Here is a 16,107-nt window from a genome sequence, read left to right as displayed (position 1 = left end):
TTCTATCCTGTCGCGTTTAGGAAGCAGCTTTGATCGAGAGGCTGTCGAGATAGGCGGATGGGTTTTCCGGATCGAAAACCTTGCCGTCGAAGAAGGTCTCCTTGCCGCGAGACTTGGAGGCCGGAATATCAGCGGCAGCAACGCCCAGATCCTTGGCGGCTTCGCGCCACAGGTCTTCACGGTTGACCTGTGCGACCAGTGCCTTGATGTCAGTATCAGGTGCAAATTTACCCCAGCGCACATTCTCGGCGATGAACCATGTGTCGTGGCTCTGGAACGGATAGGACGCCGCGTCCTTCCAGAATTTCATCTGCAGATCGGTGCCGTGTGCCACGCGGCCATTGCCATAATTGATGTCGCCTTTCAGGCGGCCCAGCACGTCCTTTGGCGGTACGTTGAACCATTGGCGTTTGCCGAGAATGGCCGACATTTCATCCTTGTTGTCCATGCTGTCGCACCATTGCTGGGCTTCCATGACGGCCATCAAGATGGCCTTTGCAGCATTCGGGTTCTTTTCCACCCAGTCGGCGCGCATGCCGAGCGCCTTTTCGGGATGGCCCTTCCAAAGCTCGCCGGTTGTACAGGCAGTAAAACCGATGCCCTGATTGACCAGTTGTTCGTTCCAAGGTTCGCCCACACAGAAGACGTCCATGTTGCCAACCTTCATGTTGGCGACCATCTGCGGCGGTGGAACGACGATGGTGGACACATCCTTGTCCGGATTGATGCCGCCAGCGGCCAGCCAGTAACGCAGCCACAAATCATGCGTGCCGCCGGGGAAGGTCATGGCCGCCTTGATTTCCTTGCCCTCAGCCTTTTTTTTCTCGAAAGCAGCCTTCAGCTTGGACGCATCCATCTGCACGCCGGTCTCGGCATAGTCCTTGGCAACCGAAATGCCCTGGCTATCGAGATTGAGGCGGGCAAGGATCGCCATCGGCACGGGCACATTGTTCTGCGTCACCTTGCCGGTGTGCATGAGGTACGGCATGGGGGTGAGAATATGCGCGCCATCGATGCCGTTCGAAGCGCCGCCGAGAACGAGATTGTCGCGCGTGGCACCCCAGGATGCCTGCTTGGCAACCTCGACATCGGGCATGCCGTATTTCGCGAACAGACCCTTTTCCAAGGCGACGATCAGCGGCGCTGCGTCGGTCAGGGCGATGTAGCCCAGCTTGGCGCCGGTGACTTCCGGTGTGGCGGTTGCGGCGAAAGCGCCGGAGGGGAAAGCGGATTTCATGGCCGTGATCAGCGCTGCTGTGGCAGTGGTTTTCAGCATGCCGCGGCGGCTCAGATTGCCGGTGAATGTCGGTGTCATTCGCATGTTCCCCATTTTTGATCCGCCGTTCCGGCGCTGTTTGCGAAAGGTAAAAAACAAAAAAACGCCGCTCGGAGATTGCGTTTGCCGGGAGGGAGGTCCCGGTCAGCAAAAACCTTGCGACGTCTGTGTCGTTGGTAAGCAGCAGTGAAGCGCTTTTATCCTCGATCGCCGTTGACCGAGTGCTTTCTACAAAGCAAGCGCTATGCCAGTTTGATATTCACAAATTATGCCTTTGAAATAAAAAGGGTATTTCTAAAATCACAGCGGTTCTCTCTCAGTTTCATCAGGCATTATATGGCTCATATTTTGCGCATATGGTGTGAGTGGAGCATTTTAGATGCGCAGCATTTGTGCAGTGCGCCACCGTTAGACATCGTCCGAAGCGGAAGAAAACTGATTGCGCGCGCTGACGGGGAAGCTGTTCACGTAGTCCTCGATGGCGCTGGGGTCGAAGACATGGCCATCCATGAAGCGGTCGCCGTCCATGTCGCCTTCAATCCGCAAGTCCGGTTCCAGCGGTGCATGGGAGGCACCCAGAGCGTTACGATAGAGGTCGCTGCGGTAGGCCGATGCCGCGGCTTGCGCCGATTGCGGCGTAAAGTTCGCTTGGCCCCAGCGGATCATCTGGCTGTAGATCCAAAGCGCCTGGCTTTTGCGGGGGTAGTTGGCGAAATTATCATGAAAGGTGAAATAGCGCTCGATTACGCGTTGATTGCCCTGCGCATCGACGCTGAAGCGTCCAGCCAGCACTTGGCGAATGATCTCCTCGGGCGCGGCGATGTATTTTGCATCTGCCAGCATCTCGGCCAGAGCGCGATGGTTCTCCGTATCGTCACACCAGCGCGCGGCGGCATCCAGCGCCACGATCAGGCGGGAAACTGCTTCGGGCTGTGCCTCTGCCCATTCAGGGCGCATGCCGACGACCTTTTCCGGGGCCGATGGCCAGATGTCCTGTTTGGCGGCAACGATGCGGCCAATGCCGCGTTCGCTCGCGATCATGTTCCAGGGTGCGCCGACGCAGAAGCCGTCAATGGCACCGGCGGCCAGTGCATCGGATGTCAATGGTGGCGGCACGACGACGAGTTTGACGTCCTCATCGGGATTGATGCCGCCAGCCGCCAGCCAGTAACGAAACTCGTAATTGTGCGAAGAAAAAGGGTAGGTGACACCAAAGGTCGGTGCGCCTTCGCGACGCGCGCGCATCTCATCGAGAAGGATTTTCAGTGCCGTCGCATTGTTAAGCGCGCTCGCCGTCTCTGAAATGCCCGCCACCTCGCGCATGCGGGCAAACAGTCTGGTCGAAAGCGTAATCGCATTGCCGCCGCGCCCCAGAGAAAACGGTGTGATGGTGGGGGAGGGATTGGAGCCCAGATCCAGCATCGAGGCGACCGGCATGGGCGATAGCATATGGGCGATATCGAACTGACGGAATGCCAGACGGTCGCGCACATTGGCCCAGGACACGTCCTTGACGAGGTCGAGCTTCAACCCCTCCCGCTCTGCGAAACCGAATTCGGCGGCGGCAATGAGAACAGACGCGTCGACGAGCGGAATGAAGCCTGCCCGCAATGTGCGTTGGCGGTCATTGCCGATAAGGGCGGGCGCGGTGTCTGCCGGACCGTTTTTCGTTTTCTCGCTGACGATGCTCGTCATATCCTATACGTCCTTTCCTGTCCTCGCCCGTTCACATCAGCAAACCGGCAGCCGTGATCACGCTTTGCGCGATCTCGGACAGTTTTTTCTTCTCGTTCATCGCCGTCTGGCGCAAAAGTGCGAAAGCTTCTTCTTCAGACAGGCCGCGCATCTTCATGAGAATGCCCTTGGCGCGCTCGACGATCTTGCGGTCTTCCAGCGCCGATTTGGCGTCGGCCAGTTCCCGTTTCAGGCGGCTGAACGCATTAAAACGGCTGACGGCCATATCCAGAATGGGTTTGACGCGCTCCTTCTTCAGGCCATCGACGATATAGGCCGAAACGCCTGCCTCAACCGCCGCTTCGATAGAGGCCGTATCCGAGCGATCCACGAACATCGCGATCGGGCGTCCCACTGTTCGCGTTAGTTGAAACAGATGTTCCATCATGTCGCGGTTTGGATTTTCTATGTCGATGACAATGACGTCGGGACAGAGTGTGTCGATGATACGCGCTACGCCGTGGACCTCGTGGATGACGGTGACACGGTCATGTCCCGCCTCTCGCAAACCCTCCTCGATAATGGAGGCGCGAATGGCGTTTTCATCGATCACTAGAATGGTCAGGTCGCGCAGCGTCATGCGGGCATTGATGACGCAGCGCACAATCATTTGCAATCTTTTTCATCGCGACTAAAAATCGGGCATATTTGGCTTTTTTTGTTTCAGTAAAACCCGTTAGCCAGCACGTCCACGCCTTGACAACGATCGCGGGTTTATAAAAGGTTGTCACATGAGTGCAGGGGTGGACTGGTTATCAGAAGCAAGCCCGATTACCCGCAAAAGCGCGGCGGAATCGGTTTTCGAGGATTTGCGGTTGGCAATCGTCTCCGGGCGTTTGAGCGTGGGGACGCGCTTGCCTGCTGAAACGCACCTGGCCGGCAAATATGGCGTCAGCCGACCCATTGTGCGTGAGGCTCTCCGTTCCCTGCAAACGTTGGGCATGACCCAGACACGGACTGGCAGCGGTACATTCGTTCTGACCGACAGGCCAAGTCCCGGGCTCAGTTACGGCGGCTACTCCGCCCGCGATCTTCTCGAGGCCAGACCCTATATCGAGGTTCCCGCTGCGGGTTGGGCGGCGGTCAGGCGAACCGGCGAGCAGCTCTCTCGGATCCTCAGCCTCTGCGACGCGATGGATGCGCAGGAGGACCCGCCCAAATGGGTCAAACTTGACTCCGAATTCCATAGCGCCATCGCCGAAGCGTCCGGCAATTCCGTCTTTGCCAAGATCGTTTCGGATGCGCGCGGCTCGCTCAGCCAGCAATCGGAGCTGTTGAATATCATGGCGCCGCGCCGCATCGCCTCCAATGTCGAGCACCGTTTGATTGCCGAAGCCATCGCCGCCGGGTCCGACGAGACCGCCCGAAGCGCCATGGATGCGCATCTGAGTGAGGTCAAGCAGATCGTCACGTCCATTCTGGGCGGCGAAAGAGCGCTGCGCTAGTCGTTGTTTTGAAGCGCCGATCCGTCCTTCCAGGCCATTTCAATAGAGATAATGCGTGTGTGCTCAGCGCGTTCGGTTGGTATCCTATTTTTCTTGTCGTCGCTGTCCGCTGTCGCATTTCGGTGGCCAGATCTCCGTCGCGGTTTCATGGCAATAGCGCTTGACGTCGCAAGTGATGGTCAGTATTTGGACCGGGAAATCTGTCTAACAGCATAACAGAAGCATATCGTTTATTTGGACTTTAACGCCAAGGCCGCCGACACCGTAAGGCTGGGATTTGCTGGCTGATTGATCGGAATGCGCGGCTGACTAAAGCTCTGAGGGAGGGGCGATTGTCAGTGAACCAGCCAAATCAGAACCATCACGACCGCGATACGCAGTTCAAAGAAGAGCTTGGATATCACAAGGCTCTCAAGCCTCGTCAGATTCAGATGATCGCCATTGGCGGCGCCATCGGAACCGGATTGTTTCTCGGTGCTGGCGGGCGCCTGGCCGCTGCCGGTCCTGCTCTGGTTTTCGTCTATGCCACTTGCGGCTTCTTCGCCTTTCTGGTGCTGCGCGCTTTGGGCGAGCTCATCATGCATCGTCCGTCCTCCGGCTCTTTCGTTTCCTACGCCCGCGAGTTTTATGGGGAGAAAATGGCCTTTGCGGTTGGCTGGATGTACTGGCTGAACTGGGCCATGACCTCTGTCGCAGACGTCACTGCCGTTGCCATCTATATGAACTTCTTCAAGCAATATGTGCCGTGGATGCAGGGTATCGACCAATGGGTCTTTGCGCTCGGCGCGCTCATCATCGTGCTGGCCATGAACATGCTGTCGGTCAAGGTGTTCGGTGAACTGGAATTCTGGTTCAGCCTCACCAAGGTTGTCGCGCTCGCAACATTCCTCATCGTCGGCGTCTACTTCGTCATTTTCGGCACACCGATCGAAGGGCATGTCACGGGCTTCAGCCTGATTACCGACAATGGCGGCTTCTTCCCCAACGGCATCCTGCCCGCCTTCATCATCATTCAAGGGGTGTTGTTTGCCTATGCCTCCATCGAATTGATCGGCACGACGGCGGGTGAAACCGAAGATCCGCGCAAGGTCATTCCCGGCGCGATCCGCACCGTGGTGTTCCGGTTGCTGGTGTTCTACGTCGGCTCGGTTCTGCTTTTGACGCTTCTTTTGCCCTATACGGCCTACAAGGCCGGCGAGAGCCCTTTCGTGACCTTCTTCGGCTCCATCGGCATCGAAGGTGCCGATATCATCATGAACCTCGTTGTGCTGACGGCGGTCTTGTCATCGCTTAATGCGGGGCTTTATTCGACGGGGCGCATCCTGCACTCGATGGCCGTTTCCGGCTCGGCACCTGCCGCTCTGGCCAAGATGAACAAAGCGGGTGTGCCCTATGGCGGCATTGCGGTAACCGCTGTCGTGACCGTCATCGGCGTCATTCTCAACGCCATCATACCGTCCGAGGCCTTTGAAATTGCTCTCAATCTTTCGGCTCTGGGCATTATTTGCGCCTGGGGTGTCATCGTGTTATGCCAACTCAAGCTGTGGCACCTGTCGCGGCGGGGAGAAATGAGCCGTCCTGATTTCAGAATGTTTGGCGCGCCTTACACCGGCATATTGACACTTGTCTTTCTTCTCGGCGTTCTGGTGCTGATGGCATTGGATTATCCTGCTGGCACGTTGACGGTCGGTTCGCTCGTCATCATTGCGCCAGCTCTCGTTGCGGGATGGTATGTGTTGCGAAATCGCATTCATGAACTGGCGAAAGCCGAAACGTCCAGGCAGACTGGACCTCGAGGCGATGCGTGAGCGCTGAGAATACGACAATGCAGGTGGCTGTGATTGCCACTGGCGGCACCATTGCCAGCACGCGCGATGACACCGGCGCGGCCAAGCCAGCGCTTTCTGGCGAGACGCTGGTTTCCGGCCTCACCATCGCCAATGTATTGGTCAAGCCCGTCGAGTTGATGGCGAAGGATTCGTCCAGCCTGACGCTGTCGGACATGCAGCATATCAGCGATGCGGTGGGCTTGGAGCTTGCCGATCCCGCCGTGTCCGGCGTCGTCATTCTTCATGGTACAGATGCCATGGAGGAAAGCGCACTTCTGGTTCATCTCCAGCACCATCTGACGAAACCCGTGATCTTTACCGGTGCGCAATTTACTGCTGATCACCCGCAGGCGGATGGGCCGGATAATCTGTCGTCCGCCATCCAAGCCTGCATTGATCCTTCCAACGTCGGAAAAGGCGTTCTGGTCTGCTTCGGCGGAAAGCTTCTGCCGGCATGGGGTCTCTACAAACGCTCGTCGGATGAGCGCGACGCGTTCGATCTGGCAAGCACATCCCTCTGTCCTCACAGCCTCGGCCTTTCGGCAAGCGTCAAGGATATCAGAGTGGACATCGTAGCAATCCATCCTGGCTGCGAAGCGACCCATATCGATGCCAGCCTCAAGGCTGGCGTCGATGGCATTGTTCTGGCGGCGCTGGGTTCGGGTAATGCCAATGTCCGTATTGTCGAAGCTGTTGGCCGATGCCGAGATGCTCGTGTGCCTGTGGTCGTTTCCAGCCGGGTGCCCACTGGCAGGCTTGTCGCCGGTTACGGCGGCGGCGGTGGAGGCCATGATTTGGGTGCGGCAGGCGCCATCCACGCGCAGACATTGCGGCCCGGACAGGCCAGAATTCTGCTTGCGGCGATGATTGCTGCGGCCAAAAACACCGGCGATATGCAAGCTGCTTTTGGCGATTTCGAAAAAGTGGCGAAATCGTGATTTTTTCGGGAACCTTTAAGGCCTGATCGTGTTTCCCGCGTGGGAGACCACCGGGGGCTTTTTATGGCAGTCACATCCACTGCAGTCGTCCTGACGCTCATTGGACTTGCAATTTTCGGTTTCGGTTCTCAGCTGGTTATGCTGGGCGGAAGCTTTTATTATGCATTGGCGGGTATCGCATTCGTGATCACTGCCGTTTTGTTGTTTCAACGAAACAAGCTGGCACTGCATTTTTATGCCGCCTTCGTCATCGCCACGTTGCTGTGGGCGCTTTGGGAAGTCGGCTTTGACTGGTGGCAGCTTGGACCGCGTGGCGGCTTCATCATCGTCATCGGCATGTGGCTGTTGATGCCTTGGATCAGAAAGCCATTGGGCTTTACCAGTCCAACCGGCATTACCTATGGCGCAAACGCTGTCCCATTGTTGACGGCCGTTCTGGTTTCGGTCGGTGCTGCTGCTTTTGCCATGACGCAGGATCCTCAGGACATGGAGGGGGCTCTTCCCACGGAGGTGGTAACGGCGTCGCCATCCTATGGAAACGCTGTTCCGGACAATGAGTGGTATCAATATGGCCGCACCTCTTATGGTCAGCGGTACTCGCCTTTGGCGCAGATCAACACCGACAATGTCAGCGGCCTGAAGGAAGCGTGGCGGTACCGGACGGGCGACGTGAAGCTGCCGGACGATGTGGGCGAAACAACCTATCAGGTGACTCCCTTAAAAGTGGGAAACTCGCTCTATCTCTGCACACCGCACAATTGGGCAATTGCCATCGACGCTGCCACAGGCAAGGAAAAGTGGAAGTACGATCCGAATGCGGGTCTCAATCCTGACCGTCAGCATCAGACATGCCGCGGTGTGACATATTATGCCGATCCTGCCGTGCAAGCCGGTGCGCCCTGCGCACAGCGCGTTTATCTGCCCACTTCTGACGCGCGTCTGATTGCCTTGGACGCGTCGACGGGTCTGGTGTGCAATTCGTTTGCACAGAACGGCACGCTGCAACTCGCATCCGGAATGGAGCACAATCCGGCTGGCTACTATTACTCGACATCCCCACCTGTCATCGTCGGCAACAAGATCATCATCGGCGGTGCGGTCAACGACAACTACTCCACGCAGGAACAGTCCGGCGTTATCAGAGCGTTTGACGTCAACACCGGGGCTTTGATCTGGAACTGGGACTCGGGAAATCCGACGCAGACGCAGCCTTTGCAGCCGGGCCAAACCTATACGACGAACTCGCCCAACAGCTGGTCGGTGTTCAGCGTCGATGAAGCGCTTGGTCTCGTTTACATTCCGCTCGGCAATCAGGTTCCCGATCAGTTGGGCATGGGCCGCAGCGAGAGCGTTGAGAAATACTCCTCGTCTATCGTCGCGCTGGATATCGACACGGGACAAGATCGTTGGGTGCGCCAGACGGTACATCACGACCTCTGGGACATGGACGTTCCAGCGCAGCCGGTCCTGCTCGACATCACAAAAAAAGACGGCCAGACTGTTCCGGCACTCGTCGGGCCGACCAAACAGGGTGATATCTACGTTCTCGACAGACGCAATGGTGAGCCGATCCTGGCCGTGACGGAAGAGAAGGCACCCGGCGGTGCCATTCCGGAAGATTTCAGCGCGCCGACACAGCCGACATCTGCTTTGTCCTTCAAGCCCGAGCCCTTGGTTGAAAAGAACATGTGGGGCGTCTCCATGTTCGACCAGCTGGCGTGCCGCATCAAGTTCCATCAGCTGAATTATGAAGGTCGCTACACGCCGCCGTCGGTGAATGGTTCTCTGATCTACCCTGGCAATTTCGGTACCTTCAACTGGGGTTCCGTGGCGGTCGACCCTGAGCGTCAGGTCATGTTTGGCATGCCGACCTATCTGGCCTTCACGTCGCAACTTGTGCCTCGCGCACAGATTCCGCCCAAGGGGCAGGATGAAAAAGGCAGCGAGCAGGGCCTCAACCGTAACGACGGAGCGCCTTACGGCGTGTTGATGGGACCGTTCCTCGGACCGCTCGGCGTGCCCTGCCAGGCGCCGCCCTGGGGTTATGTCGCGGGTGCTGATCTGCGCACCGGTGACGTTGCCTACAAGCACAAGAACGGTACCGTTTACGATATGACGCCGCTTCCACTGCCCTTTAAGGTTGGTGTTCCCGGCATCGGTGGACCGATGATTACCAAGGGTGGCGTGGCCTTCCTCGGTGCCGCCGTCGATAACTATCTGCGTGCTTACGATCTGACCTCCGGCAAACAGCTGTGGGAGGGACGTCTTCCAGCTGGTGGCCAAGCGACGCCGATGACCTATGCGATGGACAACGGCAAGCAATATGTCGTCATGGTCGCGGGCGGCCACGGTTCGGTGGGTACGAAACCCGGTGACTATGTCATTGCCTACACGCTGCCCTAAGCACAGCAGAGCGTTTCGCTATCAAGGCCGGGAAGAGATTCCCGGCCTTTCGCGTTATGATCGCTGGCGATGTGAAGCCTAGAGAAAATACCACCTTGTAATATAAAATGTAATAACATAACAAAAGAGATGCTTGACCACGTGGCCGCATTCCGTCTATCTGGTCGCGACGGTTTCGAGCGAGCAATCGTGAGGAATAATAGGGAATACGGTGAGGATTTCGGTCCGATGCCGTGGCTGCCCCCGCAACTGTGAGCGGATTGTCGAACCCATTGGCGCTTTTCTTAAAAAGCGTCATGCCACTGCGAAGCGATATCGCGGGAAGGTCGGGTGAAGACGCAAATCCGTGAGCCAGGAGACCTGCCGTCGTAAGTTCATTCCAATTCACGGGCGGGGATGCCCGGAGCAGGAGACGTCGTGATTGCATCGAGCGCTGCTCAGCGCCTATTCCATCTGCCATGTCCCGGTTTCAGAGAGTCCCAGTGTCGCGTCGTTGCGGACTGACTGTCTAAACATGTTCATACACGGCTGCCTTTGTGGCGCCCATGACGATCGGGGACTATCGAAAATGACATTCCATTTCAGACAGACGATGTGTGCTGCGGCATTGGCCGTTACGGCGTTCAGCACATGGTTGCCCGCTGTGCAAGCGGCTGAGACGAGCTATCCGCTGACGCTCAAGAATTGCGGTCGAGACGTGACGTTCACGCATGCGCCCGAGCGCACCGCATCTGTGGGCCAGAGCACCACGGAAATTCTTTATTTGCTCGGCCTTGCCGATAAGGTTGTCGGAACCGCGGTCTGGATCGGCCCCGTCCTGAAGGGTTACGAGGAGGCCAATGCCAAGATTGACCGTCTGGCGGATAATGATCCGAGCTTCGAGAGTGTTCTGGCCAAGAAACCCGATCTGGTGACGGCACAATTCCAGTGGCATATCGGCCCGGAAGGTGTGGTCGGTAAGCCCGAGCAATTCGAGGAACTGAAGATACCGGTCTACATATCACCTGCCGATTGCACGGGTAAGGATAATTCCAGCGGCGGTGATGGGGTTCGCCACTCCGTCTTCACCATGGACCTGATCTATCAGGAAGTGACCGATCTCGCCAAGATTTTCAATGTTCAGAACAAGGGCGAAAAGCTGGTGGCTGATCTGAAGGCCCGCGAAGAGGCGGCGCGCAAGAAGATGGCGTCCGTGGACGGCAAACTTTCCGCCGTCTTCTGGTTCTCCAGCGCAGAGTTGGATATCGACCCCTATGTCGCGGGCAAGAATGGTGCGCCCGGTTACATCATGTCGGCACTGGGCATCAAGAACGTCATCGAAAGCGACGAGGAGTGGCCGACGGTGGGTTGGGAAACCATCGCGAAGTCACAGCCGACGCTGATTGTCGCCGGCAAGATGGACCGCAAGCGATACCCGGCAGACGACATTGTCGTCAAACAGACATTCCTCAGAGAAGACCCGGTCGCAAGCCTCATGCCAGCGGTGAGGCAGGGCCATGTCGTCGTCATGGACGCCCAGGCCATGAACCCGACGATCCGCACCATCGAAGGCATCGAAGTTCTGGCCGACGCCGTCGTCCAGCTTGGACTGTCCAAGTAAGCCATGAGCGCTTGTTTCACCCTGACCCGCGCCGTCCTTTTGGCGATCGGGTTGTTAGCCCTGGCGCTCTGGCTCGGTGCCGCCGTTGGCGAGACATCCATTCCACTGGATGTCGTTGCCAAGACGGTGGCGAACCGTGTGTTCCATGCGGGCTATCCTCTCGATGCGATCGATGAAGGTATCATCTGGAACTACCGCCTCAGCCGGGCGGTGGTTGCTGCCTGTTGTGGTGCCGCCCTTGCGCTGTCTGGGGTGGTGCTTCAAGCGCTTTTGCGCAACCCGCTGGCCGACCCCTACATTCTCGGCATTTCTGCCGGTGCGTCTACCGGCGCAGTCGGGGTTGCCATTCTGGGTTTTGGTGCTGGTATGCTGACCATGCCACTCGGCGCATTTCTCGGCGCTCTGGTGGCGTTTGCGCTCGTCAGTCTCTTGGCGTTGCGAGCGGGCAGCGGTAACAGCGCCATTATTCTGGCGGGCGTTGCCGGTTCACAGCTTTTCAACGCCATCACCTCCTTCATCGTTACCAAGGCAGCCAATGCCGAACAGGCGCGCGGCATCATGTTCTGGCTGCTGGGCAACCTGTCTGGTGTCCGTTGGCCGGATGTCTGGCTGGCCCTGCCTGTCGCTCTGGGAGGTTTCGTTGTCTGTCTATGGTATGCCCGTGCGCTGGATGCCTTCACTTTCGGTTCCGAATCCGCTGCGTCCCTCGGCATACCGGTGCGCCGGGTCTATATCGTTCTGACAGGGGTCTGCGCTTTGATGACCGCCATTATGGTCAGCATCGTCGGTTCCATCGGTTTTATCGGCCTCGTCATACCTCACGCGGCGCGCATGATCGTCGGTATTCGACATGGTCGTCTGTTGCCGGCCGCCGCACTGACGGGTGCCGTGTTCATGATCGCTGCCGATATCGTCTCGCGCACCATCATTACAGGGCAGGTGCTGCCCATCGGCGTCATCACGGCACTGTTCGGGGCACCGGCCTTCGCGCTCATTCTCAGCCAGCGACGGAGATCGGTATGACGCTTCGTGCACACGATCTATGCTGGTCTGCGGGCGGTGTTGAAATCGTCAAGAATGTCAGTCTCGAGATCAGGCCGGGCGAATTTCTTGGTATCGTTGGTCCGAACGGCTCCGGCAAAACCAGCCTCATGTCGCTTCTCTGCGGAATCAGGAAAGCGAGATCCGGTCAAGTCACGCTCGATGGAAAGGCCATGCAGAGCCTGAACCGCCGGGATGTTGCGCGCTCCATTGCGCTTGTTGAACAGCAGGCAGAGACGCAGGAACGGATCAATGCTCGCCAAGCCGTCGAGCTTGGTCGTACCCCGCACAAGGGCGCACTGTCTCCATGGTCCTCGCAGGACGATGCCATCGTGGATCAGGCCCTGCTGGATGTGGATGCCCAGCATCTTGCCGAGCGCCTATGGCACACTTTGTCGGGTGGCGAGCGGCAGAGGCTGCACATTGCCCGTGCTCTGGCGCAAAAGCCTGATATTCTGCTTCTCGATGAGCCGACCAATCATCTTGATATCGGCCATCAAATTGCGCTTCTCCATCTTGTTCGCAAGCAGCGACTGACCGTCGCTGCGGCCCTGCATGACCTGAACCATGCTGCCATGTTCTGCGACCGGGTGGCCGTCATGAAAAACGGACATCTGGTGGCTCTCGGCAAGCCATCGACTATCTTCACAGCCGATCTGATCAGCGACGTCTTTGGCGTGGAGGTGGATGTGGAGCGCGGGGAGGGCGGGATCTGCCACATCCGTTACCGGCTTCCGGTTGATGAGAACCAATCCGTACTCAAAGGCATGTGATGCGGTTGTCGCTGCGAATACGTGGCATCAAAAGCGTGGTATGAGCTTATCGGCGCGGCGCGTGTTCGATTTCGGATGCGCGTCCCTTGAATTGGCCGAGCGGCCTCCCACATCTGGGTCAACCCGCTGGTCCGGGCCCCTCTGGTGAAAGTCTCGGCGCTTTTACGATGTCGGACCTTTTCCGATGTCTTCGCCGAGTGTGCAGAGGTTTTCGCATGATTTCCGATATTGCCGCGTGGTTCATCACGCTTTTCGTTCTCAATCCGATTCAGGCTGACGTGCAGGAGCGTATGCAAGGCGTCAACGCGTCGGCGCAGTCCATTCAGCAATCCCAGCAATGTATATCTGCGCAGGGACCAAAGCTGCTCCAGCGCGCCGGTGAAGACCCGTCCTGGGCCATCGCGACTGTGGCTGGCTATACGCTCGGTTGGACCTCACCGGTGCAGTTGCTGGATGCAAGTGATCCGAATTGCGCAGAACTCACCCGTCTGTTGCAGGCCGGTGAGGGCGAAGAAGCCAATAGCTGATACTGAGAGAATATCCGGCGGCCCGAGAGATCAGGCTTTGCCGGACTGCCAGTTGCGGTACCATTCCACAAAAGCGGCAACGCCGGTTTCGATCGTGATATCAGGTGCGTAGCCGGTCAGAGCGCGCAACAGGTCGGGCGATGCGAAGGTGCGAGGCACATCGCCTTGCTGCATGGGCAGCATGTTGCGAATGGCTTTTTGCCCGAGAACGTCCTCGACCGTCTCGACGAAGCGCATCAATTCCACCGGCTGACCGCCGCCAATATTGACGACCCGGAACGGTGCGTGTTTCGACAATGTATCGATCACACCTTCGTCCGTGACGCGGTTGTCTTCCGATGGCGGGATATGGCTGAGCCTTACGATGCCTTCGACCAGATCATCGATATAGGTAAAGTCACGGCTCATCTTGCCTTCGCCGTAGATGTCGATCGGCTGGCCCTTCAACATCGCGTCCACGAATTTGAACAAGGCCATGTCCGGGCGGCCCCAGGGTCCGTAGACCGTGAAGAAGCGGAACGCCGTCGTCGGTACCTTGTGAAGATGTGCGTAGCTGTGCGCCATCAGTTCCATGGACTTCTTGGTGGCTGCATAGATCGTCATCGGCTCGTCGGCCTTGTCGCTTTCCGCGAAAGGGACTTTTTCGTTCGAACCATAGATGGATGATGTCGATGCCAAGAGCAGATGCTTGGGTTGCAGCGTCTTTGCCAGCTCCAAAATGTTCCACGAGCCGATCAGGTTGGAATTGACATAGTCCTTGGGGCAATCGATGCTGTAGCGAACACCGGCCTGCGCGGCCAGATGGATGATGACTTCCGGTTCTGCCAGGTCTGCTGCACGGTTCAGCGCATCGACATCTTCCAGCATGCCGATCTGGGCCTTGAAGCCGTTGGAGCGGGCCAGAATGGCGTGGCGCTTTTCCTTCAGCGCAATGTCGTAATATTGCGTCATTCCGTCGAAGCCAACGACGAAATGGCCGTCGTCCAGCAAACGCTTCGCCAGATGGAAGCCGATGAAGCCAGCCGTACCGGTAATCAGATATCGCATGTTTTCGCCTTCCTATGATGACCGACCGATGCCAGCATAGGTGAAGCCGTGAGCGGTGACTTCATCCGGGCGATAGATATTGCGCAGATCCACCAGAACGGGTGAGGCCATGATGGATTTCAGCCGGTCGAGGTCGAGCGCGCGGAACTGGTTCCACTCGGTCACGATCACCACCGCATCGGCATCCTGCGCGGCCTCGTAAGGTCCATCAGCATATTCAATTCCCTCCATCAACGGACGGGCATTGACCATGCCTTCGGGATCGTAACCGGTGACTTTTGCGCCCGCATCCTGCAATGTCTGAACGACGGCAATGGCGGGGCTATCGCGCATATCGTCGGTGTTCGGCTTGAAGGTCAGGCCAAGCACGGCGACCTTCTTGCCTCTGATGTCCCCACCAACGGCGGCAATGACCTTACGGCCCATGGCGCGCTTGCGGGTATCGTTGACGGCAATCGTCGTCTCGATCAGTCGAACGGGGCTGTCGAAATCCTGCGCGGTCTTGGCCAGTGCTAGCGTATCCTTCGGGAAGCACGAGCCACCATAGCCGGGACCGGCATGCAGAAATTTGGCACCGATGCGCCCATCCAGACCAATGCCGCGCGAAACGTCCTGAATGTCGGCCCCGACCTTTTCGCAAAGATCGGCCATCTCGTTGATGAAGGTGATCTTCATGGCGAGGAAAGCATTCGCCGCATATTTGATCAGTTCGGATGTGCGGCGTGTGGTAAACAGAAGCGGCGACTGGTTGAGGTAGAGCGGGCGATAAACCTCGGTCATGACAGGGCGCGCGCGCTCATCGGACAGACCGACGACAATGCGGTCCGGGCGCTTGAAGTCATCGATGGCAGCGCCTTCGCGCAGGAATTCCGGATTGGACACGACGGCGATATCGGCGCTCGAGTTTTCCTCGCGAATGATGCGCTCGACCTCGTCGCCGGTTCCGACCGGTACGGTGGATTTCGTGACGATGACGGTAAAGCCGGTCACGGCTGCGGCGATTTCGCGGGCGGCGGCATAGACGTAAGCCAGATCCGCATGGCCATCACCCCGGCGCGACGGTGTTCCAACGGCGATGAACACGGCATCCGCATCGGCAACAGCAGTTTTTAGGTCGGTGGTAAAACACAGGCGGCCAGCCTTGGCATTGCTGGCGACGATTGCATCCAGACCCGGCTCGAAAATCGGGATCTGACCGTTTTTCAGCGCCTCGATCTTTTCGGGCATCTTGTCGACGCAGATGACGTCATGACCGAAATCGGCAAAACAGGCACCTGAAACAAGCCCCACATAACCAGAGCCAATCATTACAATACGCATCAAAAGACCTTTCAGGATCAAGGCAGGCAAATGCGCAAGCCATGCGCGCACCGCCACTCCATTTTGCCTAGCTGTTTATCCGCCTTCGCTGCCGGGGCCAAGCGTGCAGCCGGTTTTCAACGGACGATTTCAAGAAATTGTTGTAAACCTAGGGAAAGCAGGGCAACGCTTGGT

Annotated in this window: 13 protein-coding genes and 1 riboswitch; of the genes, 8 read left to right on the top strand and 5 right to left on the bottom strand. The window is 57.8% G+C overall.

From position 1 onward, the window contains the following. Nucleotides 1–16 precede the first annotated feature (16 nt). The 3 genes from RMR21_RS12830 to RMR21_RS12820 form a co-directional block, all read right to left on the bottom strand. Complete coding sequence (locus tag RMR21_RS12830; RefSeq protein ID WP_498668375.1) at nt 17–1,315, bottom strand: CmpA/NrtA family ABC transporter substrate-binding protein; 1,299 nt, start codon at nt 1,313–1,315, stop codon at nt 17–19. A 369-nt stretch (nt 1,316–1,684) separates the two neighbouring features. Then, nucleotides 1,685–2,971: a CmpA/NrtA family ABC transporter substrate-binding protein gene (locus RMR21_RS12825; RefSeq protein WP_498668374.1), complete on the bottom strand. Its 1,287-nt coding sequence runs from the start codon at nt 2,969–2,971 to the stop codon at nt 1,685–1,687. Between the two features lie 31 nt (nt 2,972–3,002). After that, nucleotides 3,003–3,590, bottom strand: coding sequence for an ANTAR domain-containing response regulator (locus RMR21_RS12820; RefSeq protein ID WP_498670164.1), 588 nt, complete (start codon nt 3,588–3,590; stop codon nt 3,003–3,005). 151 nt (nt 3,591–3,741) lie between these two features. On the opposite strand from RMR21_RS12820, the gene RMR21_RS12815 reads away from it, so the two are divergent. The 8 genes from RMR21_RS12815 (at nt 3,742) to RMR21_RS12780 (ending at nt 13,566) form a co-directional block, all read left to right on the top strand. Continuing rightward, complete coding sequence (locus RMR21_RS12815) at nt 3,742–4,455, top strand: FadR/GntR family transcriptional regulator (protein WP_498668373.1); 714 nt, start codon at nt 3,742–3,744, stop codon at nt 4,453–4,455. 338 nt (nt 4,456–4,793) lie between these two features. After that, nucleotides 4,794–6,263, top strand: a complete 1,470-nt coding sequence (locus RMR21_RS12810; protein ID WP_498668372.1) for an amino acid permease — start codon at nt 4,794–4,796, stop codon at nt 6,261–6,263. Next, entirely contained in the window at nt 6,260–7,222 is a 963-nt protein-coding gene (locus RMR21_RS12805; protein ID WP_498668371.1) for an asparaginase domain-containing protein, read from the top strand. The genes RMR21_RS12810 and RMR21_RS12805 overlap by 4 nt, the downstream gene beginning before the upstream one ends. A 63-nt stretch (nt 7,223–7,285) precedes the next feature. Then, the gene (locus RMR21_RS12800; RefSeq protein ID WP_498668370.1) at nt 7,286–9,625 is read left to right on the top strand and encodes a glucose/quinate/shikimate family membrane-bound PQQ-dependent dehydrogenase; all 2,340 of its coding nucleotides are present in this window, start codon (nt 7,286–7,288) and stop codon (nt 9,623–9,625) included. 153 nt (nt 9,626–9,778) lie between these two features. Continuing rightward, a riboswitch (cobalamin riboswitch) is annotated at nt 9,779–10,007 on the top strand. A gap of 186 nt (nt 10,008–10,193) precedes the next feature. Next, complete coding sequence (locus tag RMR21_RS12795) at nt 10,194–11,225, top strand: ABC transporter substrate-binding protein (protein WP_498668369.1); 1,032 nt, start codon at nt 10,194–10,196, stop codon at nt 11,223–11,225. A 3-nt stretch (nt 11,226–11,228) separates the two neighbouring features. Then, nucleotides 11,229–12,248 (top strand): FecCD family ABC transporter permease, encoded by a 1,020-nt coding sequence (locus tag RMR21_RS12790; protein WP_498668368.1) that lies wholly within the window; start codon nt 11,229–11,231, stop codon nt 12,246–12,248. Then, nucleotides 12,245–13,039 carry an ABC transporter ATP-binding protein gene (locus RMR21_RS12785; RefSeq protein ID WP_498668367.1) on the top strand — a complete coding sequence of 265 codons (795 nt, stop codon included), beginning with the start codon at nt 12,245–12,247 and terminating at the stop codon, nt 13,037–13,039. The genes RMR21_RS12790 and RMR21_RS12785 overlap by 4 nt, the downstream gene beginning before the upstream one ends. Before the next feature lie 215 nt (nt 13,040–13,254). After that, nucleotides 13,255–13,566, top strand: a complete 312-nt coding sequence (locus RMR21_RS12780; RefSeq protein ID WP_498668366.1) for a hypothetical protein — start codon at nt 13,255–13,257, stop codon at nt 13,564–13,566. A 30-nt stretch (nt 13,567–13,596) separates the two neighbouring features. On the opposite strand, the gene RMR21_RS12775 is transcribed toward RMR21_RS12780, so the two are convergent. After that, nucleotides 13,597–14,613 carry an NAD-dependent epimerase gene (locus tag RMR21_RS12775; protein WP_498668365.1) on the bottom strand — a complete coding sequence of 339 codons (1,017 nt, stop codon included), beginning with the start codon at nt 14,611–14,613 and terminating at the stop codon, nt 13,597–13,599. Nucleotides 14,614–14,625: 12 nt separating this feature from the next. Next, nucleotides 14,626–15,933 (bottom strand): UDP-glucose dehydrogenase family protein, encoded by a 1,308-nt coding sequence (locus RMR21_RS12770; protein ID WP_498670163.1) that lies wholly within the window; start codon nt 15,931–15,933, stop codon nt 14,626–14,628. Nucleotides 15,934–16,107: the final 174 nt, after the last annotated feature.

It is taken from the genome of Agrobacterium sp. rho-8.1 (genome assembly GCF_033957725.1).
GTDB lineage: Bacteria > Pseudomonadota > Alphaproteobacteria > Rhizobiales > Rhizobiaceae > Agrobacterium.
The sequence above is the reverse complement of the archived record's forward strand: the minus strand, read 5'-3'. Positions and strand labels throughout refer to the sequence as shown.